Source organism: Flavivirga aquimarina (genome assembly GCF_030540835.1).
GTDB classification, from domain to species: Bacteria; Bacteroidota; Bacteroidia; order Flavobacteriales; family Flavobacteriaceae; genus Flavivirga; species Flavivirga aquimarina.
In genome coordinates, this window is sequence record NZ_JAUOEK010000155.1 from 64231 (window position 1) to 89264 (window position 25034).

At 31.3% G+C, this 25034-nt stretch carries 20 protein-coding genes; 11 read left to right on the forward strand and 9 right to left on the reverse strand.

What is annotated here, in order from left to right; genetic code table 11:
* Positions 1 to 24: 24 nt before the first annotated feature.
* Positions 25 to 1035, forward strand: coding sequence for a TlpA family protein disulfide reductase (locus Q4Q35_RS16770; protein WP_303279176.1), 1011 nt, complete (start codon positions 25 to 27; stop codon positions 1033 to 1035).
* A 114-nt stretch (positions 1036 to 1149) separates the two neighbouring features.
* Here the strand turns inward: Q4Q35_RS16770 and Q4Q35_RS16775 are convergent, their stop codons facing one another.
* The 6 genes from Q4Q35_RS16775 to Q4Q35_RS16800 form a co-directional block, all read right to left on the reverse strand.
* Positions 1150 to 2145, reverse strand: coding sequence for a hypothetical protein (locus Q4Q35_RS16775; RefSeq protein WP_303279177.1), 996 nt, complete (start codon positions 2143 to 2145; stop codon positions 1150 to 1152).
* An 84-nt stretch (positions 2146 to 2229) separates the two neighbouring features.
* Entirely contained in the window at positions 2230 to 4746 is a 2517-nt protein-coding gene (locus Q4Q35_RS16780; RefSeq protein ID WP_303279178.1) for a TonB-dependent receptor, read from the reverse strand.
* The gene (locus Q4Q35_RS16785) at positions 4747 to 5676 is read right to left on the reverse strand and encodes a FecR family protein (protein ID WP_303279179.1); all 930 of its coding nucleotides are present in this window, start codon (positions 5674 to 5676) and stop codon (positions 4747 to 4749) included.
* Positions 5677 to 5723: 47 nt separating this feature from the next.
* Positions 5724 to 6260 (reverse strand): RNA polymerase sigma factor, encoded by a 537-nt coding sequence (locus Q4Q35_RS16790; RefSeq protein ID WP_303279180.1) that lies wholly within the window; start codon positions 6258 to 6260, stop codon positions 5724 to 5726.
* Positions 6261 to 6413: 153 nt separating this feature from the next.
* Complete coding sequence (locus Q4Q35_RS16795) at positions 6414 to 7967, reverse strand: NAD(P)H-hydrate dehydratase (protein ID WP_303279181.1); 1554 nt, start codon at positions 7965 to 7967, stop codon at positions 6414 to 6416.
* A 155-nt stretch (positions 7968 to 8122) separates the two neighbouring features.
* On the reverse strand, positions 8123 to 8503 hold the full coding sequence (locus Q4Q35_RS16800; protein WP_303279182.1) for a T9SS type A sorting domain-containing protein: 381 nt from the start codon (positions 8501 to 8503) through the stop codon (positions 8123 to 8125).
* A 416-nt stretch (positions 8504 to 8919) separates the two neighbouring features.
* On the opposite strand from Q4Q35_RS16800, the gene thrA reads away from it, so the two are divergent.
* The 8 genes from thrA to Q4Q35_RS16840 all read left to right on the forward strand — a co-directional run bounded on the left by thrA (position 8920) and on the right by Q4Q35_RS16840 (position 18150).
* Positions 8920 to 11364 carry a bifunctional aspartate kinase/homoserine dehydrogenase I gene (thrA, locus tag Q4Q35_RS16805; RefSeq protein WP_303279183.1) on the forward strand — a complete coding sequence of 815 codons (2445 nt, stop codon included), beginning with the start codon at positions 8920 to 8922 and terminating at the stop codon, positions 11362 to 11364.
* Between the two features lie 81 nt (positions 11365 to 11445).
* Positions 11446 to 12369 carry a homoserine kinase gene (locus tag Q4Q35_RS16810; protein WP_303279184.1) on the forward strand — a complete coding sequence of 308 codons (924 nt, stop codon included), beginning with the start codon at positions 11446 to 11448 and terminating at the stop codon, positions 12367 to 12369.
* A 164-nt stretch (positions 12370 to 12533) separates the two neighbouring features.
* The gene (gene thrC, locus Q4Q35_RS16815; protein ID WP_303279185.1) at positions 12534 to 13826 is read left to right on the forward strand and encodes a threonine synthase; all 1293 of its coding nucleotides are present in this window, start codon (positions 12534 to 12536) and stop codon (positions 13824 to 13826) included.
* A 171-nt stretch (positions 13827 to 13997) separates the two neighbouring features.
* Positions 13998 to 15080 (forward strand): glycine cleavage system aminomethyltransferase GcvT, encoded by a 1083-nt coding sequence (gene gcvT / locus Q4Q35_RS16820; protein ID WP_303279186.1) that lies wholly within the window; start codon positions 13998 to 14000, stop codon positions 15078 to 15080.
* Positions 15081 to 15082: 2 nt separating this feature from the next.
* Complete coding sequence (locus Q4Q35_RS16825) at positions 15083 to 15997, forward strand: glutaminase (RefSeq protein ID WP_303279187.1); 915 nt, start codon at positions 15083 to 15085, stop codon at positions 15995 to 15997.
* 27 nt (positions 15998 to 16024) lie between these two features.
* On the forward strand, positions 16025 to 16858 hold the full coding sequence (locus Q4Q35_RS16830) for a sugar nucleotide-binding protein (protein WP_303279188.1): 834 nt from the start codon (positions 16025 to 16027) through the stop codon (positions 16856 to 16858).
* 61 nt (positions 16859 to 16919) lie between these two features.
* Entirely contained in the window at positions 16920 to 17210 is a 291-nt protein-coding gene (locus Q4Q35_RS16835) for a 4a-hydroxytetrahydrobiopterin dehydratase (protein WP_303279189.1), read from the forward strand.
* A 220-nt stretch (positions 17211 to 17430) separates the two neighbouring features.
* Positions 17431 to 18150: a YebC/PmpR family DNA-binding transcriptional regulator gene (locus tag Q4Q35_RS16840; RefSeq protein ID WP_303279190.1), complete on the forward strand. Its 720-nt coding sequence runs from the start codon at positions 17431 to 17433 to the stop codon at positions 18148 to 18150.
* Between the two features lie 717 nt (positions 18151 to 18867).
* Here Q4Q35_RS16840 and Q4Q35_RS16845 read toward each other — a convergent pair.
* Positions 18868 to 19392 carry a hypothetical protein gene (locus tag Q4Q35_RS16845; protein ID WP_303279191.1) on the reverse strand — a complete coding sequence of 175 codons (525 nt, stop codon included), beginning with the start codon at positions 19390 to 19392 and terminating at the stop codon, positions 18868 to 18870.
* A 351-nt stretch (positions 19393 to 19743) separates the two neighbouring features.
* Here Q4Q35_RS16845 and Q4Q35_RS16850 point away from each other — a divergent pair, with 351 nt between their 5' ends.
* The gene (locus Q4Q35_RS16850) at positions 19744 to 20754 is read left to right on the forward strand and encodes a Gfo/Idh/MocA family protein (protein WP_303279192.1); all 1011 of its coding nucleotides are present in this window, start codon (positions 19744 to 19746) and stop codon (positions 20752 to 20754) included.
* A gap of 56 nt (positions 20755 to 20810) precedes the next feature.
* On the opposite strand, the gene Q4Q35_RS16855 is transcribed toward Q4Q35_RS16850, so the two are convergent.
* Complete coding sequence (locus Q4Q35_RS16855) at positions 20811 to 21539, reverse strand: NYN domain-containing protein (protein ID WP_303279193.1); 729 nt, start codon at positions 21537 to 21539, stop codon at positions 20811 to 20813.
* Positions 21540 to 21701: 162 nt separating this feature from the next.
* On the opposite strand from Q4Q35_RS16855, the gene Q4Q35_RS16860 reads away from it, so the two are divergent.
* The gene (locus Q4Q35_RS16860) at positions 21702 to 24308 is read left to right on the forward strand and encodes a zinc-dependent metalloprotease (protein WP_303279194.1); all 2607 of its coding nucleotides are present in this window, start codon (positions 21702 to 21704) and stop codon (positions 24306 to 24308) included.
* A 177-nt stretch (positions 24309 to 24485) separates the two neighbouring features.
* Here Q4Q35_RS16860 and Q4Q35_RS16865 read toward each other — a convergent pair whose 3' ends face one another.
* Positions 24486 to 25034: a 1-acyl-sn-glycerol-3-phosphate acyltransferase gene (locus Q4Q35_RS16865; protein ID WP_303279195.1), complete on the reverse strand. Its 549-nt coding sequence runs from the start codon at positions 25032 to 25034 to the stop codon at positions 24486 to 24488.

Below are 25034 nucleotides of genomic sequence, written 5' to 3' on the forward strand. Positions count from 1 at the left end.
TTGATTTAACAATAAACTGAAAACATGAAAAAAATACTCTTTTTAGCACTTACAATTGCATTTATTGCTTGTGAGAGCACTCCTAAAGACTATGTAACATTATCTGGAAAAATAACAGATAAAAACAGTGATTCTTTAGTAGTTAGAACACGAACATACTCAAAAACCATCAAAGTTAATCAGGATGGTACTTTTAACGACACTTTAAAAGTAGTGTCTGGCGTTCATAACCTTTTTGATGGAAAAGAATCTACCAATATGTTTCTTCAAAATGGCTTTGATATCAATGTAACCATAGACACAAAACAGTTTGACGAAAGTGTTACATACACAGGAACTGGTGCTGAAACAAGTAATTATCTGGCAAAAAAAATGTTGCTACAGGAAAAAGTTTTTACACCAAATTTGATTGATTTAGAAGAAGAGGCTTTTAAAGCTAAAGTAGAAGACATTAAAAATAAGCTAACTGAATTTGTTGAAAATAATAAAAATATTGACTCTACTATTTATGCCAATGAAAAGATTGGTTTAGAAAAAATGAGCGAAAATCTTTTAAAATCTTATAAGCAACAAAAACAAATAGCTTTACAAATGGCTAATTTTGTGGGCAAACCGTCACCAGAATTTGTTAATTATGAAAACCATAAAGGAGGTACCACGTCGCTAACAGATTTAAAAGGAAAATATGTTTATATAGATGTATGGGCTACTTGGTGTGGCCCTTGCAAAGCTGAGATTCCTTCACTTAAAAAAATTGAGAAACAATACCACGGAAAAAATATCGAATTTGTTAGTATCTCGATAGATAACGAAGGGCAACATGATGCTTGGAGAAAAATGGTTACAGATAAAGAATTAGGAGGTATTCAATTACTTGCCGATAAAAATTGGCAGTCAGATTTTGTAACAGGTTATGGTATTAGAGGTATTCCTCGTTTTATACTTATAGACCCAGCTGGTAATGTTGTTAACGCAGATGCACCACGACCTTCTAGTCCAAAGTTAATCGAACTGTTTACATCTTTAGAGATTTAATATTTAAAATATAATATAAAGTGTAAAAAGCCTAAGAAACAAATTTCTTAGGCTTTTTTAGTAAAGTAGATTTAACAATAAGTATATTATTTGTATTAATCTATAGTCTAAATACTACCATTCATCTATGCAATAATCAGCAGAGTTAGTCAAAACATTTTCAAGTTCTTCATTAGATTCTACTAGAATAGTATCATTGTTCAATGTCACTAAAGTTATAGGGTAGTCAATAGTTATATTTACATCTGTAAAATTCTGCTGAAATAAATCTGCATCACTAGTTACAGTTACAGGTATAATGTCGTCTGTTTGAAGATCAATTTTATTTATTACAAAAGGATATTTAAAGTTTATACAATCATTATAATCTCTATCTAAGATGCAATCTTCAAAATAATTCATTATTTGAGTTTTACCTAATGCTAAAGAACTAGTTCCTCCTGGCGATGTAAACGTCACATAGCCAGACCTAAGATCATCAAGAACATACACCGTATCATTAATGTCATTATACAATGATAGAGCATCCTCCACAGCCTCAACACCTTCATCTATCTCTAAAGTGAATAAAGTAGCGTTATTTGCTAATTCATCTATATAATAATGCACAGTTCCTGAACAATTAAAATTAACATCAGATACTTTTACTGGTTCGGTCTCAGGGAATGTTTTTGTATCTCCTTCAAAACTACAGTCTTCAAAATATGCAATAATATCATTTTTGTTAAAATATACTTCACCAAAAAAAACGGAAGGAGTTATATATAATATAGAAAAGTCATCTTTAGTAAACCATATGTCAGTATAAAGATAAGCTTGTTCTAGAGCGGCCGACATTAATTCATCGTTCCATGATGATGCTTCTATATAAATGCCTCCATAATAATCTCCTTGGCTATTTAAGAAGCCTCCACTAACATCCACCTCACAATCAAAATTAATGAGATTATAATCATTTTTTGTCTCTGCTGTTACATATATTATATCTAACAAGCTCGATGAAATCTTTTCATTTGATATTGTTTCTGTTATAGTTTCGTCGGACGTGCAAGATTGAAAAGTTCCAAAAAGCAACGTTGTAATAAATAATGTTTTAAAAAAATGTTTCATGTTATTGTATTATTGGGTTTAATTACTAAGGAAACGATTGTAAAGTATAAAACCCACTCTGTTTCTTGAAAAATATTTACTGTATTAAAAATCAATATTTAACGACACATTTGGAGTAAATTCCAATCCATATCTATCTAAAATTTCTATATCTTCTTTGTCTTCAGTTAAAGTATAATAACGATTAAGAATATTCTTCCTATTCCCTATATTAATTAGACCTAAGGTTAGTTTGTAGTCTATCTTTTTTGAGATATCAAAATTATAACTCACAGAAGTATCAAATTTTAAATAATCCGCTAAGCGTTCCCTGTTAGGTTCATTATAATTAATCCTATTAAACGCACCAATTATAATTGGTGATTCTTTATTTATTGAAGTATAAGGTTTTCCAGAATTATATTCCATTCCCAAAGAAAAGTTTAATAATTTATGCTTGATATTTAATCCAGAAATAAAACTATGTCTCATATCGTTGTTGTTATAAAAGCGAGACGTATTAAGATTTTTGTCTTTAAACTTGTATTTGTTTATACTATAATTATAGCTTAACCAGGCATTTAAATGACGATTTTTATAATTATAATGTAACGTATACCCCTTTATAACGTATGATCCAAAAAGATTCTCAAACTGGTTAAGGTTTTGAAACCCCTGATTATTGGTTGTAATGCCTTTTACTGTTTTGGCATATATACTTGTGCTAAACATATGTCTTCCCTTTTTATAACCCAAATCCAATTCTAACTGCCTGCTTATTTGTAGAGGAGCGATAGAGTTGTTAGCAAGAAACCAGCGTCGTTTTTCAATACCCAGAAAATTGTTTTCCAAATTAACAGCCTGTGAAATATTTTGTGTTTTTCTTTCTCCCCTAAGTTGAATATCTATTTCTGGTATCGGGCTATAGGTTATATAAAATCGAGGTTCTGGCTGAAATGATTTTAAAAGCTCATAATAAACGTTTCTTAGGTTTAGCCCTATTTTTATTTTATTTTTATAGTAATTAAGTGTTCCAAATACTCCATAAATGTTACTTTGCTGCTTTAAATAACTTTGAAAAAATTGGTTGAAATTATTAATATCATTTATTACAGTTAAATGTTCGTGAGATATTCCTGTTGTATACGTAATCCCTGTTGTATTAACTCTAGAAGCATATTTTAAAGTAGTTTCATAGTTTCTAACATTATTACTTTGGGTACTTGAAATATCTCTAGATAATAAAAAATTCCCACCACCTAACCTGTAATTCGAATAATTAATAATAGCTTCCATTTGAGATTTATTAGAAAAAGTATGCATCCAATTAAACCCCAAAGCAGCATTCTCTTGGGTTAACTTACTTTCTTTACTATTAAGTGAATTCGTTTCTATATACGACAAATTGTTTGCTAAGAATAACACGTTTAGCCCAATCTTATCAGATTCATTAATTTTTAGCCTATACTGCAGTTGCGAATCATGAAAATCAAATGTGTTTTCAGCTTCAATGGCATTTTCATTTAATGAATTAAAGGTCATAATATTAGAAGATTGGAAAGCCTTTTTAGCATAATTTAGATATGTTGGTGAATCCCAAACATCTGTCAACGATTTCCTTGTTGAAAGCAATAATTCTGATTTCTTGTTTATTGGAATTTTAACATAACCATCTGCACTTAAAAAATTAACACCTATACCTCCTTTTATTTTTTTTGATAGCGCCTTGTCGTGTTCTAAACTAATAACACTACTTGTACTATTTCCATACTCTGCAGGTGTGGCATTATCATACAAGGTAACTGTAGAAATCAAGTTTTCATTAAATGCAGAAATCAATCCGAAAAAATGGCTGTTTTGGTAAATCTTTATATCATTCCATATAAACAAATTTTGGTCTTGTGTGCTTCCTTTAATAATTAAATCGGACACAGATTCGCTGTTACTGGTAACCTGTGGTAAATTTTCTAAATTTTTAATAACATCGTGAGAGGTTAACCCAGCTAAAGCCCCTACTTCTTTAGTTTTAATAAAAAAAGTGCCATCTTTTTTCTTATAAGTTCCTGTTGAAAAAAAAGGGTAGACAAACAGTACTTCTAAGTCTTGAATTTCTTTATCTAAGTATATACTAGTCGTATTTAATTTACTAATATCTATATACTGTTTACCATAACTAAGATGAGATACCAAAATAGCTCTTGGTATCTCATCTTCAAAAAACACATTTCCTTTTTCATTAGTAACCCAAGTTTTCTGATTACTTAAATCTGTTATTAGTAAATGCTCTAAAGGCTTGTTGTCTTTACTGTCATAAAAATACAGCATATCCATTTTTAGAGGTTTCACTACTATTTTAGTAGAAGTCACAAATGAGAAAGAAAGCGGAAACTCCCTTTCCAAATACTCTAAATGTGATTTTAATGATACGTTTTCATTATAAAAACAATCTTCACAAAATTTATTTTTGATTAATGAAGATTCATAATTAAAAGAAACATTAAAGAAGGTTTCAATTTTTTTTAAATGTGTTTCGAATAAAACACGTCTTTGTTGAGGGAAGCAGCATGTTGGAAAAAACAAAAATACGATCAATACATTCGCTGCACGTTTTTTTATTATCATCTACTTTTTATTCAAATAAATATTTTTTCCCTTTTTGACATACGCTAGGCCTAGCGATTCACAAAAAACATTTAAAACCATTTCCTCTGTATCATCGTAATGATAGCTTCCAGTATATTTTAGGTCTTTATTTAAATTATTGTTCTTAATAAACACTACATCATATTGAAGACTGATATCGGCAAGTACTTGATCTATTGGTGTATTTTCAAAAACCGACATATTTTCAACCCAATAAGGTTTTATAGTAATACCTTTTCCTTTTAATATGCTTTTTTTTAATGTTTTAGAGTTAAAAAAATCATTGGCTTTTAAAATAGTTCCTTTACCATTATATAATACAGACACTCTTCCTTCGTAACAATGTACTTCAAAAAAATCATGACGTTGTTTTACATTAAATTTAGTTCCTAAAACCGTTACGGTTCCTTGTGATGTTTTAACTTTAAATGTTTTCCCTTTTGCTACTTCAAAATATCCTTCTCCTTTTAGGTCTATTTCTCTTGATGTTTCCCAATCTTTATTATATGCTACTTCAGACTTTGCATTTAACCAAACTTTAGAAGCATCTGGAAGTAAGATTTCTACAGATTCTCCAGCAAGGGTATAATGCTCCAAATTATTATCGATATTAAATAAATACACAGAAACAAATAATAATAAAGAAGCTGCTACAGACAGAGGTAACCGTTTTTTATACAATGGAATGACTTTCTTTTCATTCTCTATAGGCTTTGTTAAACGGGCCGTATCCAGCTTTTGTAAAACTTCACTCTCGTTATAGTGTACAGCTTTAACATTATCAAATAATTCTATAATTTCTTTATATTCAGCATAGGTATCAGAAGTCTTGAAAGTTTCTTTTTCTTCCTCCGAAGAAAATTCAAAATTCATAAACTTCTTTATATTATTAACTTTATTGTCTTCCATAACTATGGTAATTAAATATTTAACGTTCTAAACTCGAAAAACCCGTCTTAAAATCGTTTTTTATTAATTTGTAATTCTTTTTGTAGAAATTCTAGGGCATTAAAAATTCTTTTTTCTACCGATTTTACAGTAACTCCCATTATTTCTGCAATTTCTTTATATTTCTTTTTATCTATTCTATTAAGTAAAAAAGGAACTCTATAGTTTTCTGGCATTTTATCGAGAACCTGATTTAGTTTTTGATGAAATTCCTTTTCTTCAAAAATGTATTCAGGCGTTTGCATCTCTACAATTTTAGTGGTGTTTTTTTTATAGTTTTGGGCATGCTTATTACTTCTAAAAGTATCAATTATTTTATTTTTAGAAATCGTATATAAATAGGCTCTTACATTCTTTAAAGGTACTTTTTTGCAGTTATTCCATAATGTTAAAAAGGCTTCTTGTATAATATCTTCCGCTAATTGTTTGTCTCCATAATTGTACACTAAAAAGTTAAAAACCTCTTTAGAATGCTTCTTAAAAGCGATGTTATAATTACGTTCTTCACAAATAGAATCTTTAGATGAGTAATCATCACAATTCATTAATTTTAATATTTTTTGGGGTTCAAATTAATAGTATCAAATAGCAAACGTTTCAAACTTAAAAAACCCTCTAATTGATACTATTTTTTATTTGTAAAGTGCGTATAAAAAATTTTAGACGCTCCCAGGATTGGAGCGCCAAGCTATTTCAAACTATGCTTGTTCTTGTTTTTCTTCTTGTTCTATAGGTTGTTCTGGCTGCTTAAATAAATCAATAAAGGCTTCTCCTAAATAATCTATAACATGACTGGCTATTAAACTTTGATAACCATAACCTTCAACAGCAATATCTGCCGACCTACCATGTAAATACACTCCAAATACAGTCGCTTCTAAAGGGTTATAACCTTGTGAAATCAATCCGGTAATAATACCGGTTAACACATCACCACTTCCGGCAGTGGATAAACCGGGGTTTCCAGTAGTATTCACATAAAGCTTACCTCCAAGTACTGTAATAGTATTAGCGCCTTTTATAACAATGATACAATGGTGTTTTTTCGAAAATGCCTTTGCTTTTTTCAATTTATCAAAATCATCTTCCCATGCACCAATTAAACGTTCCAGTTCTTTAGGATGTGGTGTTAAAATAGTTTGTGCAGGTAGTAGTTTTAATAATGCTTTCTTTTTTGATAGCATATTAATACCATCGGCATCAACAACTAAAGCTGTTTTATTTTTCTTTAAAAAAGCTTCAAAAGCACTTATTGTTTTAGTGTTAACCCCTGCTCCTATTCCTAAACCAATAACAGTAGGTGTTATATCATACTTTATATCTGTGATTAGTTCCTCATCGGCATCTGTTATAACCATTGCTTCTGGAAAAGAAGCTTGTAAAGGTATATAGCCACATTTAGGAACGTATGCAGTAATTAAACCAGATCCGGCAGATAAAGCTGCCCTACTTGCTAGTGTTACCGCGCCAATTTTGCCATAACTTCCACCTATTATCAGACTATGACCAAATTGTCCTTTATGCGAGAACTTTTCTCGTGGTTTATATATTGGTAGTACCTCATGCTTTCCTATTAATTCTACTTCTGTATTAGTTGTGAATAAAAATTCCTGATCTAGACCAATATCCAATACTTCCCACTGTATAGTATGCTTTGCTGTATCTGGTAAAAAGAAAACTAACTTAGGAGAAGCAAAACTTAATGTATAACCAGCCCAAACAACGCTATCTTCATCTTCCGGAACTTTATCTGTACTTAATCCCGAAGGAATATCAATAGATAAGGTAAAGGCTTTTGTATTTCTAAAATGCATGAATAGCGACTTTACCCAATCATCTACAGGCCTATTTAATCCAATACCAAAAACAGCATCAACAATAATATCATCTTGATGTATTTCAGGGAAATCTTCAGTACAACTTAATAATGTTGGCCAATCTTTAGTCACATTTTTAATGCGATCATAATTAATTAAAAAATCTTTCGACCGTTTATCGCTGCAATTAATAACATACGTTTTAACATTATAACCATCTAAAATTAAATGTCTGGCAAGTACTAATCCATCTCCACCATTATTACCTATACCACAAAATATATGAATAGGAACCTGAGCGCCCTGCATACGCATATGCATCCAATTAAATATTTGCATACCGGCACGCTCCATTAAATCTGTTGAGGATATTTTTTGACGTTCTGCGGTTAGTTTATCACCTTCATAAATCTGTTCTTTGGAAAATAGTTTCATAAATATTATAGGGTACTTATGTTCAATGTAAATTATACGATATTAATAATAAAACCACAATTTAGGCAATTAAAAAATCCTTAACTAAGTTTTAGCTAAGGATTTTGCATCTTCAATATTTAAATTACTGAAAATAAACGGTATATCAATGATTACTATTTTTTAATGAATTTAACCATTTCAAGGTTTTCTGCTTTTATAAAATACCATCCTTTATTTAAAAAATTGATATCTATTTTATCATGATTTGTTACGTTTCCTTGCGATACTTCTTTTCCCAGTACGTTATAAATTTTATAATTTTTAGTTTCGGTTAAACCGGAAATACTAATATAATGAGTTGATGGACTTGGGTATACTTTAATTTTAGCTTTTAGACCTATATTAATATCAGACAAAGTACTTGTATCTATTGTACTTACATTCCCATAAGATATTCCACTAGAGTTTATAGCATAAGATCTTACATAATAAATGGTATTACTTGATAGACTTCCTAATGCATCACTAAATACACCTTCACCGCTTCCTAACACAATTTTAGTATCTAGAAGTAGTAGGTGGATTTACAGAAGTACTGTAAACAAAGAGTATCACCTTTAAAGGTTAATTTTAATATTATCATTTTTTTAATTCACAATCAAATAAGTTGATTTTATTAAATGAAATTAACTTCTATATAAGAATACTGCAAAAAAAAAATATAAGTTTTTTTATTAGGTTAAAAGTGATACTTTTGAATAGTATTATATAAATATAATGAGTCATATAAACCAAAATATAACAGTACGCTTTACTTCTTTAACAGAAGGAACTACTTCTATTTTTGGTACAACTACAATTATTACAACCCTTTGGGGTTGCTAATTATATATTCCTCAGGCTATCTTTGTAATTTTTATAATTACAAAACATCAAAAATATTTTTTTCAATTATCAATTCATCAAAAAAATGAAAGTTTTAAAATTTGGTGGAACTTCGGTTGGTTCTGCAAAAAACATAAATAATGTCATAGATATATTAACTGGATATTCTCAAAAAGATTCCATTATATCTGTTGTATCTGCTGTTGGCGGTATTACAGATAAACTACTTTTAGCTGGTAAACAAGCTCAAAATAAAGATACGCGTTTTAAAGAAACGTTTAATATCATTACAGATATTCATATAAATATAATAAATGAATTAAATCCAAATGGAGCCAATCCTATTATAACATATACCGAAGCTAAGCTAGGTGAGTTAAAAAGTTTACTGGATGGTATTTATTTAATAAACGAATTGTCACCAAAGACATCAGATAAATTAGTCAGTTTTGGTGAGTTATTATCATCATACATTATTTCAGAAACTATGAAAAATCGTAGTTTATCTGTAGATCGTAAAAACTCTCAGGAGCTAATTATTACAAATGCTAATTTCACTAAAGCAGAAGTTAATTATAACTTAACGAATAAAAATATAGTCGATTATTTTAAGAAAGCATCCCAGAAAATCACGATTCTCCCAGGCTTTGTTTCAAAATCCTTAGCTGGAGAACAAACAACATTGGGTCGCGGTGGTTCCGATTTTACTGCAGCCATCGTTGCTGCTGCTTTAAAAGTGGAACAGTTGGAGATTTGGACCGATGTAAGCGGTATGTATACTACCAACCCGAAATTGGTAAAACAAGCCTACCCTATCGAAAAAATTTCATATCAGGAGGCTATGGAATTATCACACTTTGGTGCTAAAGTTTTATACCCGCCGACAGTGCAACCGGTTTTAGATTTAGAAATCCCCATTCACATAAAAAACACATTAGAGCCCGACGCTATAGGCACTATAATCTCTAATGATGAAACTAATGCTACATCTCCAGTAAAAGGAATTAGTAACATAGGCAATATTGCCTTACTTACACTGGAAGGCAGTGGCATGGTGGGTATCCCCGGGTTCTCTAAACGCTTATTCGAAACCTTATCTCAGGAAAAAATAAATATTATTCTAATTACCCAAGCATCATCAGAGCATTCTATTTGTTTAGGTATTGAAGAAAAAGATGCTAATGACGCTAAACAAGCCATCGATACTGTTTTTGAAAATGAAATTGCTTTAAATAAAATAGATCCAATAATTGTTGAAACAAATCTTTCAATTATTGCTTTAGTTGGCGATAACATGAAAAACCATCAAGGAATTAGCGGTAAAATGTTTAGTGCTTTAGGGAAAAACAATATTAACATCCGTGCTATTGCACAAGGGGCTTCAGAGAAGAATATATCTGCTGTCATATCAGAAAACGATGTAAAAAAAGCTTTAAATACTTTGCATGAACAATTTTTTGAAACTAAAACAAAACAACTCAATGTATTTATTACTGGAGTTGGAAATGTAGGAGAAAAACTGGTTGAGCAAATAAAGCAGCAGAATAACTATTTAAAAGAAAATTTAAAAATCAATTTACGCGTTACAGGATTGTCAAATTCTAGAATGATGATTTTTAATGAAGATGGTATTGATTTAAAAAACTGGAAAGATCAACTGGCATCTGGCGACAAAGCAACATTAGAAGGCTTTTTCGAAAAAACCAAATCACTTAATTTACGCAATAGTATTTTTGTTGATGTTACAGCAAACAAAGATGTTGCTAATTTATATGCCAATTATTTGCGTCAAAGTATAGGCGTAGTTGCATGTAATAAAATAGCATGTTCCAGTGACTATGAAAACTACAGTTTATTAAAACGTTTGTCGCTTAAATACAATGCACCTTATTTATTCGAAACTAATGTTGGTGCTGGTTTACCGATTATTGATACCCTCAATAATTTAATTGCTTCGGGTGATAAAATCACATCTATTCAAGCTGTATTATCTGGAAGTTTAAATTTTGTATTTAATAATTTTAACGATACGACTAAATTCTACGATGTAGTTAAACAAGCCGCAGCAGAAGGTTATACAGAACCAGATCCAAGAATAGATTTAAGTGGTGTAGACGTAGCTAGAAAAATATTGATTTTGGCACGCGAAAGCAATATGGAAATGAATTTGGAAGACATCTCAAACTCACCTTTTTTATCAGAATCAGGATTAAAAAGTGACACAGTCGATGATTTTTATCAAACACTAATAGCAGATGAAAGCCACTACCAAAGTCTATACGCTTCGGCAAAAGCTAAAAACTGCCAATTAAAATATGTGGCACAATTAAACAATGGCAAAGCAAACGTTGGTTTACAGGAAATACCAGAAGGGCATCCATTTTATAACCTAGAAGGTAGTGACAATATAGTTATGTTCTACACAGAACGCTACCCAAAACAACCTATGATTATTAAAGGTGCCGGTGCCGGTGCCGAAGTAACAGCTTCAGGGTTGTTTGCAGACATTATTAGAATAGGTAATGATTGATTTAAGGAACAGTATTCAGTAATCAAGATTAGTCATTTCGAACGCATGTGAGAAATCGCATATTTAAGAGTTTAATTTAAAATGAAAAACGAAATAAAAATATTTTCACCCGCAACTGTGGCTAATGTAGCCTGTGGATTCGATGTTTTAGGATTCTGCTTAGACAGTATTGGTGATGAAATGGTTATTAGAAAAACCGATAAAAAGGGGATTCATATTACCAAAATAGAAGGCTTCGATTTACCATTTGAAGCATCATTAAATGTAGCAGGTGTTTCTGCCTTAGCTATGTATGAGGCAGCTAATCCAGATTGTGGCTTCGAAATTGAAATTTACAAAAACATAAAACCAGGTAGTGGTATTGGTAGCAGTGCTGCAAGTGCTGTTGGGAGCGTTTTTGGAATGAATGAGCTATTGGGCAAACCTTATAATAAAACCGAATTAACACAATTTGCTATTAAGGGAGAAGCCTTAGCCAGTAAATGTGAACATGCCGATAACCTTGCTCCTGCTATTTTTGGAGGCTTTACATTAGTTAAAAGCGTTTCGCCTTTAGAGGTTTTAGAAATTCCTGTTCCGGAAAATTTGTATGCGACGATTATTCATCCGCAAATAGAAATAAAAACATCCGAATCCAGAGCGATTCTTCCTAAAGAAGTCCCATTGCAAGATGCTATAACGCAATGGTCTAATTTTGGAAGTCTAATTCATAGCTTACATACAAGTGATTATGATTTAATCCAAAAATCGTTACACGATGTTATTGTAGAACCATATAGAAGTAAACTAATCCCCCATTATAGAGAAGTCAAAGAATCGGCATTACAAAATGGCGCTTTAGGCGCAGGGATATCAGGATCAGGACCTTCTATTTTCACATTGAGTAAAGGCTTAGAAAATGCTAAAAATGTTAAAGAAGCTATGGAAAAAGTATATTCTAAAACCGGAATTACATTCGAAATGTACCTAACAAAAATTAATACAGAAGGAATAAAAATATTGTAAATTGATTGTCATTGCAAATCACTCTTTTTTAAGTGATGGAGGTAATCTCTTTATTTAAAAATTAAATTACGAATTACTAATAAACAGATTCCTGCCGTAGTTTACCTTGAGCCTTTCGATTTCGCTCAAGACAAGCTGCGACGAAAGGCAGGAATAATAGAAAAATGAAATACTACAGTTTAAACAAACAAGCACCAAATACATCTTTTAAAGATGCCGTTATAAAAGGATTAGCACCAGATAAAGGATTGTATTTTCCAGAAAGCATTACGCCTCTAAGTGATGATTTCTTTAAAAACATAGACCAATTATCACATACAGAAATTGCATTTCAGGCTATTAAACAATTCGTATCTCCTGAGATTCCAGAAGACACTTTAAAAACAATAGTTGAAGAAACACTGTCTTTTGATTTTCCTGTCGTTCAATTAAATGAAAACATATCTACTTTAGAGTTATTTCACGGGCCAACCATGGCATTTAAAGATGTTGGCGCACGTTTTATGGCACGTTGTTTAGGCTATTTTAATAAAGATAACACGAATGAAGTTACTGTTTTAGTAGCAACCTCAGGAGATACAGGTGGTGCTGTAGCTAATGGGTTTCTGGGTGTTAAAGGCGTAAACGTAGTGATTCTTTACCCTAGCGGAAAAGTGAGCGATATTCAGGAAAAACAGCTAACAACACTAGGACAAAACATTACTGCTTTAGAAGTTAATGGTACATTCGACGATTGCCAAGCCATGGTAAAAACGGCTTTTTTAGACGAGACGTTAACAAACAAGATGCAGTTAACCTCTGCCAACTCTATAAATGTAGCACGTTGGTTACCACAATTATTCTACTTTATGTTTGCATACAAACAATTACATAATAAGTATGATGATATTGTATTTTCTGTACCTAGCGGAAATTTCGGGAATGTTTGTGCAGGTATGATGGCACAGCAATTAGGTTTACCAATTAATCACTTTGTTGCTTCAAACAACGAAAATAATGTAGTAACAGAATATTTAAAAACACAGTTATATACACCAAAACCATCAGTGCAAACCATAAGCAATGCTATGGATGTTGGAGATCCGAGTAACTTTATCCGTATTCAGGAAATTTATAAAAACAAATTTGAAACATTAAAGGATAATGTATCTTCTTATAGCTTCTCAGACGATGCCACTAAAGAAGCCATGAAAGAAATCTATACCAAGTATAATTATATAGCCGACCCCCATGGAGCTGTTGGTTACTTAGGCTCTAAAGCCTATCTAAAAGAAAATCCTAAAGCACACTGTGTCTTTTTAGAAACAGCACACCCAACCAAGTTTTTAGATGTAGTTGAAGATGTTATTAAAGAAAAACAACCACTTCCTGCACAAATAGAAGCTGTTATGGATAAAGAAAAAGTGTCTGTTGTAATTTCTACTTATGACGATTTGAAACACTATCTATTAAAATAAACTTTACTTATTGTTAAATTTTCTTTCTGTAATACCTTGCTTTAAAATTCATTTTTTTATTTAATACGAGCTTCTATTTAAAAGTTCTATTATTTAACACAACTTTTTTGATTAGAATATTATGAATTTGTGTAGTTTTACGCGACAAAATTTTATTATTAATAATCAAATATGAAAAACACTGCATTAACAACAACACACCAAGCACTTGGAGCTAAAATAGTACCTTTTGCTGGCTATAATATGCCTGTACAATACGAAGGCGTAAATATAGAACACGAAACCGTTAGACAAGCCGTTGGTGTATTTGATGTATCACATATGGGAGAGTTTTTAATTGAAGGAGAACATGCGTTAGATTTAATACAAAAAGTATCCAGTAACGATGCCTCTAAATTAACAATCGGTAAAGCACAATACAGCTGTTTACCAAATGATGATGGGGGTATTGTAGACGATTTAATAATTTATAAAATAAAAGAAGAAACCTATTTACTCGTAGTAAATGCTAGTAATATTGAAAAAGATTGGAACTGGATTCAGTCTAAAAATGATGTTGGTGCTACCATGCGCGATTTAAGTGAAGATTATTCTTTGCTCGCCATTCAAGGACCAAAAGCAATAGAAGCCATGCAATCACTTACCAGTCAGGATTTATCCGCTATAAAATTCTACAATTTTGTAGTAGGCGATTTTGCAGGTATAGAACATATCATCATATCTGCTACAGGATATACAGGAAGCGGTGGTTTTGAAATTTACTGCAAAAATGACGAAGTAAAACAAATTTGGGATAACGTATTAGAAGCAGGTGCCAATTATGGCATTAAACCGATTGGACTAGCCGCTCGTGATACTTTACGTTTAGAAATGGGATATTGCCTTTACGGAAATGATATTGACGATACCACCTCTCCTATTGAAGCTGGTTTGGGTTGGATAACTAAATTCACCAAAGAATTCACAAACTCTAAAGCCCTAGAAGCCGAAAAACAACGAGGCTCGGAACGTAAATTAATTGCCTTTCAACTTGACGAACGCGGTATTCCAAGACATGGCTATGATATTGTTGACAATAACGGAAACAAAATAGGCGTTGTTACATCTGGTACCATGTCGCCATCATTAAACAAAGGTATAGGACTAGGCTATGTACCAACTATTTTTGCAGCTATTGACAGTAAAATTAATATACAAATACGAAAAAATGCTGTTCCTGCAACTGTAGTAAAACTACCTTTTTATAAACATTAACGATGTTAGATTTTCAGATTATTTTAGAAGCTATTTATAAAGATGTTATAAAATCTAAGAACAAAGGCACAGTAGCTTCATATATACCTGAATTAGCTTGTGTAGATAAAAATAATTTTGGAGTTCATTTAAGAACTTTAGATGGGAAAGATTACGGTGTTGGAAATTTTAACGAGCCTTTTTCAATTCAAAGTATTTCAAAAGTGTTAGCCCTTTCAAAAGCTATTGCATTAAACGAAAATAATGTTTGGAAACGTCTAGGTGTTGAGCCTTCAGGAAATCCTTTTAATCGTTTATCCCTATTAGAAATTGAAAATGGCATACCTCGAAATCCATTAAATAACGATGGTGCCATTGTTATTGCCGATATTTTAATCTCTCATTTAAAAAACCCGAAAGAAGATTTTTTAAATTTTGTAAGAACACTAACTAACGATTATTCCATTAACTACAATACGAAAGTAGCCCAATCAGAAAAAAATACAGGCTTTAATAACTATGCCACAACAAACCTTTTAAAATCTTTTAAAAATCTTGAAAATAGTGTTGATGAAGTGCTAGATTTTTATTTTCATCAATGCTCTATCGAAATGAGCTGTAGCCAATTATCTAAAGCATTTTATGTATTTGCCAATAAAGGAACCTGTATGTTAAACAAACTACGTCTTACAGAAAGTCAAACCAAACGTATAAATGCTATCATGCTTACCTGTGGGTTTTATGACGAAGCCGGAGAATTTGCTTTTAAAGTGGGACTACCTGGTAAAAGTGGCGTTGGTGGTGGTATAGCTGCTTTTTTACCAGACAATTTTGTTATTACAACATGGTCTCCCGGTTTAAATAAAAAAGGAAATTCTAAATTAGGAATGCTTGCCTTAGAACAGTTTACAACTAAAACAAAACAATCTATTTTCTAAAATGTCTTCTATATTGGAGTAAAGTTTATGGTAAATAAAGAAGATAAGCATAAAATTTTAATTTTAGGAGCTAGTGGTTTTTTAGGAGGTGCTATTTACAAAGAGCTCTGCTCCTACTTTAAAACCTTTGGAACATATAACACCCCCAATAAACAACATGAAAAAAACAATCATTTTTTTCAATATAATATAGAGGAAGATGATGTTTATGAAATATTAGAAATAGTAAAACCCACCATCGTTATTTCTGCACTTCGTGGTGATTTTTCAGCGCAATGGATAGCACATCAACACCTTGCAGAATACGTGTTTGCAAACAAAATAAAACTTATTTTTCTATCCTCTGCCAATGTTTTTGATGCTTATAGTAAATACCCAAGCTACGAAACCGATAAAACCTTAAGCCATAGTATTTATGGGCATTTCAAAATTAAAATTGAAAATATGCTATTGCGCATGCCTAAAAAGCAAATAGCTGTTTTAAGGCTACCTATGGTTTTTGGAGCACAATCTCCCAGAATAATAGAAATGTGTGAAAAAATCAAAGAAAAAGAGCCCATAGAAGTGTTTCCTAACTTGATTATGAATGTGACTAACGATATAAAAGTAACTCAACAAATCCACTATATCATCAACAGAAACAAATCAGGAGTATATCATTTAGGAAGTAGTGATCTGGTTCACCATGACGACTTTATTAAAGAAATTGTTAATTCTTTCGAGCATCGCAATAAAGTGATTTATAAAAATGTTTATACAACTAATGACGATCGGTATTTAGCAGTGTTACCAAAATATAACATGTTGCCAAAGCACTTACAACTAGTAAGTGAGCAAATACTATCAGAATTAAAAGTATAATTGATTATAATCTTTGAAATCGCTAAATTAGTAGAGTAAGACTTAATATAAATATATAATTATGAGTAAACTTTCAGAACAAGATATAGAAAAACGATTATTGCACTTTCCAGATTGGGATTATTATGACAATGCCATTCACGCCGAATTTGAATTCGAAAATTTTAAAGACTGCTTTGGTGCCATGAGTCGAATCGCTTTCGAGTGTGAAGCCTTAAATCATCACCCAAATTGGTCTAACGTATATAATGTTCTTACCATTTCACTATCCACACATGATGCCAATGGAGTAACCTCTAAAGACTTTAAATTGGCAGAAGCTATTGAAACAATAGTAGAACCGGATGAGTAGTCGTATATGGTGTTAAGTAGGCTGTGATCAGTATACAGACAGTATGCAGTAAACAGTACTTAATATTTGGAATTTGGAGCTTAAGTTTTAGATTTCAATGGGCATTAAAAAATTAAAACAAGCAAGTATTATTTTGGTTAGCAGATTTTTTTAAATTTGTTGGAATAAATAAAAACAAGTTCCTGCACTTATAAGGAACAGTAAATAAAAGTACATAATTATGGGAAGAGCTTTTGAGTTTAGAAAAGCAAGAAAAATGAAACGTTGGTCTGCTATGAGCAAAGCCTTTACGCGCATTGGTAAAGATATTGTTATGGCAGTAAAAGAAGGAGGCCCAGACCCAGCCAGTAATTCCCGTTTAAGAGCCGTAATACAAAATGCCAAGGCAGTAAACATGCCTAAAGACAATATAGAACGTGCCATAAAAAAAGCAAGTGATAAAAGCCAAGGCGATTATAAAGAAGTTGTTTTTGAAGGCTATGCACCTCATGGAATTGCTGTTTTAGTAGAAACTGCAACCGATAATAACACACGTACCGTAGCCAATGTAAGAAGTTATTTTAATAAATGTGATGGCAGTTTAGGTACATCAGGGTCTGTAGTTTTTATGTTTGACCATACTTGTAATTTTAGAATCAACGCAGAAGGTTTAGACCCGGAAGAAATAGAACTGGAATTTATAGATTTTGGTGCAGAAGAAGTCTTTGCAGATGATGATGGCATCTTAATATATGCGCCTTTTGAAAGCTTTGGAGCCATTCAAGCTGAATTAGAAACTCGGGAAATTGAAATTTTATCTTCTGGTTTTGAACGTATTCCACAAGTAACAAAACCACTAAGCGAAGAACAAACAGCTGATGTTGAAAAACTTTTAGAAAAGCTTGAAGAAGATGATGATGTGCAGAATGTCTATCACACCATGAAAGAAACTAGTGAATGATTTGGGGCTCTTAAAAATGTAAAACTTATATTTTATAAAAAGAGTTTTTCGTTAACAAACTCAATACTTTCTTGTAATTCAAACGATAACTATTCTCCTCAAACAAACCTCAGACTAGTTTTAAAACTTGTGAAAATTAGTTTTTCATGTTAATTTCTTTTGAAAGCCTTTTAGCAACTTAACGTTTTCTTATGAAACAAATATAGTTTTACTTACCAGTATGTATTTCTGCCTAATCAACTTCTCTTTTATATTCATTCTTTCAAATATTAAGTTATTTCATTTGAGAAACTCACTAAACTTTCCGTAAGAATAAATATTATATATCTTTGATGAGTTTATTTATTTTTAAGGGGCTTCTAACTAACTTTTCTACATAAAAAAACTGTATGCAAAGACAACATACAGTTTTTATAATTGCACTAATTACCTAAAAAACGTAATTAATGATTCTTTTAAATTAGCGATTATCCGCCCATAGTATCATTATATTCGGTTAATCTTTTCGAAATTTTAAGGCTACAAATTTTCATAGTTTTCATTTTATTGTTCATATTCATTACTAAATATAGTAATTTTTTTATAATTATTATTATTTTAACGATATAATATATGTTTTAAGGATATATCAAATAAAACATTATTAATTTAAAACATTCTCAACATATAAAAAATTATATTACGATTTTATCATTTTATTTATTTTTTACAATCTATTTAATTAATATCAAAATTCTTGCCAAACCCATAATGACCGTTTTTTATACAGCTTACAGTATTGAATTCTTTCCTAAATATCTTGGTTAATCCACTAAATCCATTCCTAGCTATCAACGTAAACCTTAATTTTGTATCACTTGCTCCCAATATACCACTTAAATCTTCAGTGGTTCTAAACAAAAATGCACTTTTACCTGTATTTTTAAATAGATGCTTTCCAGCCAAATAATTAGTACTTCTATCTACTATTTTTAAATCTACGGATCTATTATTACTACCATTTTCAACATGGTATATTGTTAAGCTTTCTAAATTAGCATTCAGATCGTATGAAACAAAGAAAGATTTGTTGATTACTTTTATTAAGTATGATCCCTTTAAATCATCACCATATTGGTCTGTATCCAAATATGCTATTTTCTTAGCAATTTTAAATTTAGGCTTTTGAAACAAAAAAAGTGACAATACCAATACAAATGAACCTATAAAACTAGCTAGTACGCCTATCCAAAATGAATCCATAAATGAATTTTATTTAATATGTTTTTTAGTTCTAAGGATTCTCAAATATATGAAAATTATTACAAACACTTAATATTCAAAAATATACTAAAATTACGACAGATATTATTTAACTAACCCTAGAACTTATTGACAAAACTGAAAGCATATATTGATTAGTTTTTTGTATTTTTATAAATTAAATAGGTCTTTTTAATCTAAATGTAAGTGATTGAAAGACCTCTAATGAATCAATCAAATCTGTACTTTTAAAAAACACCATAAACAAAAGGATATGACTAACGAACGACGACATCCAAAATGTATACTATGTAAAAAAGAACTAAATACAAAAGTATAAAAACAGTCATTTTGAGCACAGTTGAAAAATCACATTCCCTTAAACTCAATAAAATAATTAAATGGGGTATTATAGGCTGCGGAAATGTCACAGAAGTTAAAAGTGGCCCTCCTTATAAAACAACAACAGGTTTTGAGTTATCTGCTGTTATGAGACGAGACCTTGATAAAGCAAAAGACTATGCCCAAAGGCATAATATAAGTAAAGTCTATAATAATGCCGATGAATTAATTAACGATGGTGAAATCGATGCTGTATACATAGCAACACCTCCAGACACACATAAGTTTTATGCCTTAAAAGTTGCTGCTGCTAATAAACCTTGCTGTATTGAAAAACCAATGACACCAAGTTATTCTGAAAGCTTAGCGATATATCAGGCCTTTAAAGAAAAAAAACTACCGCTATTCGTAGCCTATTACAGAAGGTCTTTACCTCGGTTCAATCAAATAAAAGAGTGGTTAGATAATAACTATATTGGAGATGTAAGACATATAAATTGGTGTTTAAATAAACCGGCTAGCGATTTAGATAAGTCTAAAACCTACAATTGGCGAACAGATGCTAAAATAGCACCCGGAGGTTATTTTGACGATCTGGCAAGTCATGGACTCGATTTGTTTACTTACCTACTCGGCAATATAAAAGAGGCTCATGGTATAAGTGATAATCAACAAAGGCTTTATACAGCTAAAGATGCTGTAACAGCCTGCTGGGTACATGAGAACGGTACTACTGGGTCTGGTAATTGGAATTTTGGTTGCGATGCTCATACCGATAAAGTTCAAATTTTTGGAAGTAATGGCTCTATTCAATTTTCTATTTTTCATGATAACCCTATCATATTAAACAGCGATACAAAAAGTGAAGAATTGTTTATTGAAAACCCAAAGCATATTCAAAGTTATCATATAGAAGGCATGCGTGATATGTTAATCAACAAAAATTATATACACCCGTCTCTTGGTGAGTCTGCGCTACATACTAATTGGATTATGGATAAAATACTGGGTAAACTTTAAAAATTTCTGCTTTTCGTCGCAGCCTGTCTTGAGCGAAGTCGAAAGGCAGGAATATATCATTTATTCTTAACATAAATCAATTTAAACCTGCCACTGTTTCGGTCTCGCTGTTCCATTTCAAAATGATCTAACGATTTAAAAAGCGGCATTAATTTATCAAAACCAAAGTTTCTGGAATCAAAATTGGGTTGCTTTTTTAATATTAAAGAACCTACATCTCCCAAAAAAGCCCAACCATCATCATCCGCAGCGTCAGATACTGAGTTTTTAAGAAGTCTAATAACCTTAGGTGTGATATTATATAAGTTAGCTTTTTTAGCTTTACCTTCCTTATCATCTTTTTCAATATCTTTTTTTAGAATTTCCAGATAAATAAACTTATCACAAGCAACAATAAACGGGTTAGGCGTTTTCTTTTCTCCCATGCCATAAACTTGCATACCAGCTTCTCTTAATCGTGTGGCTAGTTTTGTGAAATCACTATCGGAAGACACTAAACAAAAACCATCAACTTTTTCTGAGTATAAAATATCCATCGCATCAATTATCATAGCAGAATCTGTAGCATTCTTCCCCGTAGTATAACCATATTGTTGAATGGGCGTAATAGCATTTTCAAGCAATACGCCTTTCCACTTGGATAGGTGTGGCTTCGTCCAATCCCCATAAATTCGCTTTATTGTTGGAGTGCCATATTTTGCTATTTCCTCCATCATTTCAGAAATATATTTTGATGGAATATTATCACCATCAATTAATACAGCAATCTTAGTGTCTTTTATCATAAGAGCTAAAGATACTGATATATTGTTTATTAAATGCCTTTAGCAACTAGAACATTAGGTTTCTTTTAACATTATTTATAGAGTATAAGCTATTATTTATGTATAATTTTATAATGACTAATTCAAATATTAATATATCAAAATTTTAATTGTTCTAACATCATGAAACTTAAAGTCCTAAAATCCACAAAACTCATTTGTTTTGTTTTAACGCTATTACTTTTTTATATACCTGAAAACGTACAAGCTCAAAAAAGAAAAAAAGGGAAGAAAAAAGACCAAACAGAAATCGTTGCTCAACCTGTTAAGCCTGCTAATAAAAAAAAGAAAACGATTGCAGAACTGGTTAAATCCAGTAAAAAAATTGAAGGCTTATTCTCTATTTATCAAGACACGATCACTGGAGCGATACAAATGGTTATTTCTGATGACCAATTAAATAAAGAGTACATCTATTTTAGCCAAATAGCCAATGGAGTTATGGATGCCGGTAGAATTATTAGAGGTTCTTACAGAGGGTCTAAGGTATTTAAAATTGAAAAATATTTTAATAAAATAGAGTTTATAACACAAAATACATCATTTTATTTTGATCCGAAAAGTGCCCTTTCAAAGTCTAAAGATGCTAATATTAGCAATGGAAATATGGCTAGCATAAAAATTGAAAGTCATGACAAAAAAAAGGGGCTCTATCTAATAAAAGCTGATAATTTATTTTTAGCAGAAACCTTATCGCAAATTAAACGGCCAAATATACCGGGAAGACCACCTACTGCTTTTAAACTAGGCAATTTAAATAAAACGAAAACGAAAATAGAGGCCATTCGAAATTATGATAATAATACCGATTTGGCCGTAGAATATGTATATTCTTCACCTTCTGTTTTAAACAATGGCTCTAATGCTGTAGTAGATGGAAGAAATGTAAGTATTAAAGTTTTTCATAGTTTGATAGCCATGCCAGAAAACGATTATGAGGCTAGGTATGATGATCCCAGGGTTGGTTATTTCACAACTAAGGTAGATGACCAAACATCTACCAGTGCAACTCCTTATCGCGATTTGGTACATCGTTGGAATTTAAAAAAGAAAGACCCGAATGCAGCCATCTCAGAGCCTGTAGAACCTATTACTTGGTGGATAGAAAATTCAACACCGATAGAATGGCGTGAAACTATAAAAAATGGGGTTTTACAATGGAATGTCGCTTTTGAAAAAGCCGGATTTAAAAATGCTATGGTAGTTAAAATTCAACCAGATGATGCCACTTGGGATGCCGGAGATATACGATATAATGTCCTTCGCTGGACATCGTCTCCACAACCACCTTTTGGCGGCTATGGTCCTAGTTTTGTAAACCCAAAAACAGGACAGATTTTAGGAGCAGATATTATGTTAGAATACGTGCATTTTACTAATAGGGTTATGTATGATAAATTATTTGATCCAACATCCCTAAATGAAACGTTCGAGAATTCTAATACAGAAGAAGACCATGCGATGTATTGTTCTTTAGGACATGTTATGCACGAAAACATACTTTTTGGAAATACGGTATTAAAGGCTACTGATGCTTCAGATTTAGAGATGAAACGTATGAAAAAAGAAGCTATGACTTCTTTAATCATGCATGAAATTGGGCATACTTTGGGTTTAAACCACAATATGAAAGCAAGCCAATTATTTACTCCTGAACAATTGGCTGATGCCGATTTCATTAAAGGTAAATGCTTAGCCGGTTCTGTAATGGATTATGCTGCTATAAACATCACTAAAGACAGAACAAAACAAGGACAATATTATGATACTGCGGTTGGGCCTTATGATGTTTGGGCCATTCAATTTGGGTATACCCCTTTTAAAACCAAACTTGAGAGAACAGAATTATTAGAACAATCTACCAAACCAGAACTTATTTTTGGTAATGACGCTGATGATATGCGATCTCCCGGAAAAGCCATCGATCCAAGAGTTATGGTTGGAGACTTATCTAACGATCAAATTAGATATTCTATAGATCGATTTGAAACAATTAACACTATGATGCGTGGCATAAAAGATAAGTTTACTAAATCTGGTAAGTCTTATCAGGAATTGAGACAAGCTTATTATATTTTAAGCAGTCAAAAAGGAAGTGCTGCTAACGTAACTTCAAGGTTTATTGGCGGTGTTTATGTAGATAGAGCTATGGCTGGACAACATGGCGGAAAAACACCATATACACCGGTAAGTCTAGAAGATCAAAAAAGAGCTATGGCCGCTCTAAGTAAATATGTTTTTGCACCTAATGCTTTTAATGCACCTAATGACTTATATAACTATTTGGCAATGCAAAGAAGAGGGTTTAATTTTATGACAAGACCAGAAGACCCTAAAATTCACGAACAAGTACTGGGGTATCAAAAAAATGTACTTAATCATATATTACATTACAATACATTACAAAGAATTACAGATTCCCAATTATATGGCAATACCTATAGTTTATCTACCTTTATGAATGATTTAAACCGAGCTATTTTTAAGGCAGATATTTATTATAATGTCAACTCTTTTAGGCAAAATTTACAACTGGAATATACCAATAAGCTCATAAACATGCTTACTGGAAAACAAAGCAGTAATTATACAAACAGTGCTAAGTCTATGGCTTTATATAATTTAAAGAACATCAAAACAATGGCTTCTAACACAGGAAATATATCATCTAGAGCTCATAAACAACATTTAAGGATACTTATTGATAATGCTTTAAAAGAGATAAAGTAAAGAATATAAAGATATTTTAAACAAAAAAGCTACCATATTTATACATGGTAGCTTTTAGTTTTTGTAAAGTAGAAATGTTTCTTTTTAGGAACAAATAATTGTTTACTTTATGTTTCATTTCCAATACATTAAATAATATTCAAACTCTATGCCACTTTTAATGAGTCTTAATATTATCTAGTAATTTTTATACTTTTTCCCTTTTACGCCTTTAAAATAATTACGAATAAACTTAAAATCTGATTCTACATCATCAGTTGGATAAAAAGGAACAGAAATTTTATTTTGTTTATTTTCAAAATCTAATGTTATCATAATAATTGGCACTTGAGCTTTTTTAGCTATATAATAAAATCCTGTACGCCACTTATCTACTTTTTTACGGGTTCCTTCTGGTGCTAAAGCCATCCGAAATTCTTCTTTTTCTTCAAATAACTTAGCAATAATATTCACTTTATTTTCTTTAGTATATCTATTAATTGGTAATCCTCCCAATGCTTTAAAAAACCAGCCTATTGGAAAAACAAACAATTCTTTTTTACCTATAAAATGTGTTTTTATTCCTAATACAGAACGCAATAAAATAGCAATATAAAAGTCATGCCAGCTTGTATGTGGCACAGTTATAATAATTGCTTTTTTAACCGACTTTTTAGAAATTTTAATATTGCCTACTACTTTCCAGCCTAATAAATTAAAGTAAATAAGTCTGGCCAGCCATTGCAT

Coding starts and splice junctions, on each gene's coding strand:
- Q4Q35_RS16770 (WP_303279176.1), top strand. CDS start 25: ATGAAAAAAATACTCTTTTTAGCACTTACAATTGCATTTATTGCTTGT.
- Q4Q35_RS16775 (WP_303279177.1), bottom strand. CDS start 2,145: ATGAAACATTTTTTTAAAACATTATTTATTACAACGTTGCTTTTTGGA.
- Q4Q35_RS16780 (WP_303279178.1), bottom strand. CDS start 4,746: ATGATAATAAAAAAACGTGCAGCGAATGTATTGATCGTATTTTTGTTT.
- Q4Q35_RS16785 (WP_303279179.1), bottom strand. CDS start 5,676: ATGGAAGACAATAAAGTTAATAATATAAAGAAGTTTATGAATTTTGAA.
- Q4Q35_RS16790 (WP_303279180.1), bottom strand. CDS start 6,260: ATGAATTGTGATGATTACTCATCTAAAGATTCTATTTGTGAAGAACGT.
- Q4Q35_RS16795 (WP_303279181.1), bottom strand. CDS start 7,967: ATGAAACTATTTTCCAAAGAACAGATTTATGAAGGTGATAAACTAACC.
- thrA (WP_303279183.1), top strand. CDS start 8,920: ATGAAAGTTTTAAAATTTGGTGGAACTTCGGTTGGTTCTGCAAAAAAC.
- Q4Q35_RS16810 (WP_303279184.1), top strand. CDS start 11,446: ATGAAAAACGAAATAAAAATATTTTCACCCGCAACTGTGGCTAATGTA.
- thrC (WP_303279185.1), top strand. CDS start 12,534: ATGAAATACTACAGTTTAAACAAACAAGCACCAAATACATCTTTTAAA.
- gcvT (WP_303279186.1), top strand. CDS start 13,998: ATGAAAAACACTGCATTAACAACAACACACCAAGCACTTGGAGCTAAA.
- Q4Q35_RS16825 (WP_303279187.1), top strand. CDS start 15,083: ATGTTAGATTTTCAGATTATTTTAGAAGCTATTTATAAAGATGTTATA.
- Q4Q35_RS16830 (WP_303279188.1), top strand. CDS start 16,025: ATGGTAAATAAAGAAGATAAGCATAAAATTTTAATTTTAGGAGCTAGT.
- Q4Q35_RS16835 (WP_303279189.1), top strand. CDS start 16,920: ATGAGTAAACTTTCAGAACAAGATATAGAAAAACGATTATTGCACTTT.
- Q4Q35_RS16840 (WP_303279190.1), top strand. CDS start 17,431: ATGGGAAGAGCTTTTGAGTTTAGAAAAGCAAGAAAAATGAAACGTTGG.
- Q4Q35_RS16845 (WP_303279191.1), bottom strand. CDS start 19,392: ATGGATTCATTTTGGATAGGCGTACTAGCTAGTTTTATAGGTTCATTT.
- Q4Q35_RS16855 (WP_303279193.1), bottom strand. CDS start 21,539: ATGATAAAAGACACTAAGATTGCTGTATTAATTGATGGTGATAATATT.
- Q4Q35_RS16860 (WP_303279194.1), top strand. CDS start 21,702: ATGAAACTTAAAGTCCTAAAATCCACAAAACTCATTTGTTTTGTTTTA.
- Q4Q35_RS16865 (WP_303279195.1), bottom strand. CDS start 25,034: ATGCAATGGCTGGCCAGACTTATTTACTTTAATTTATTAGGCTGGAAA.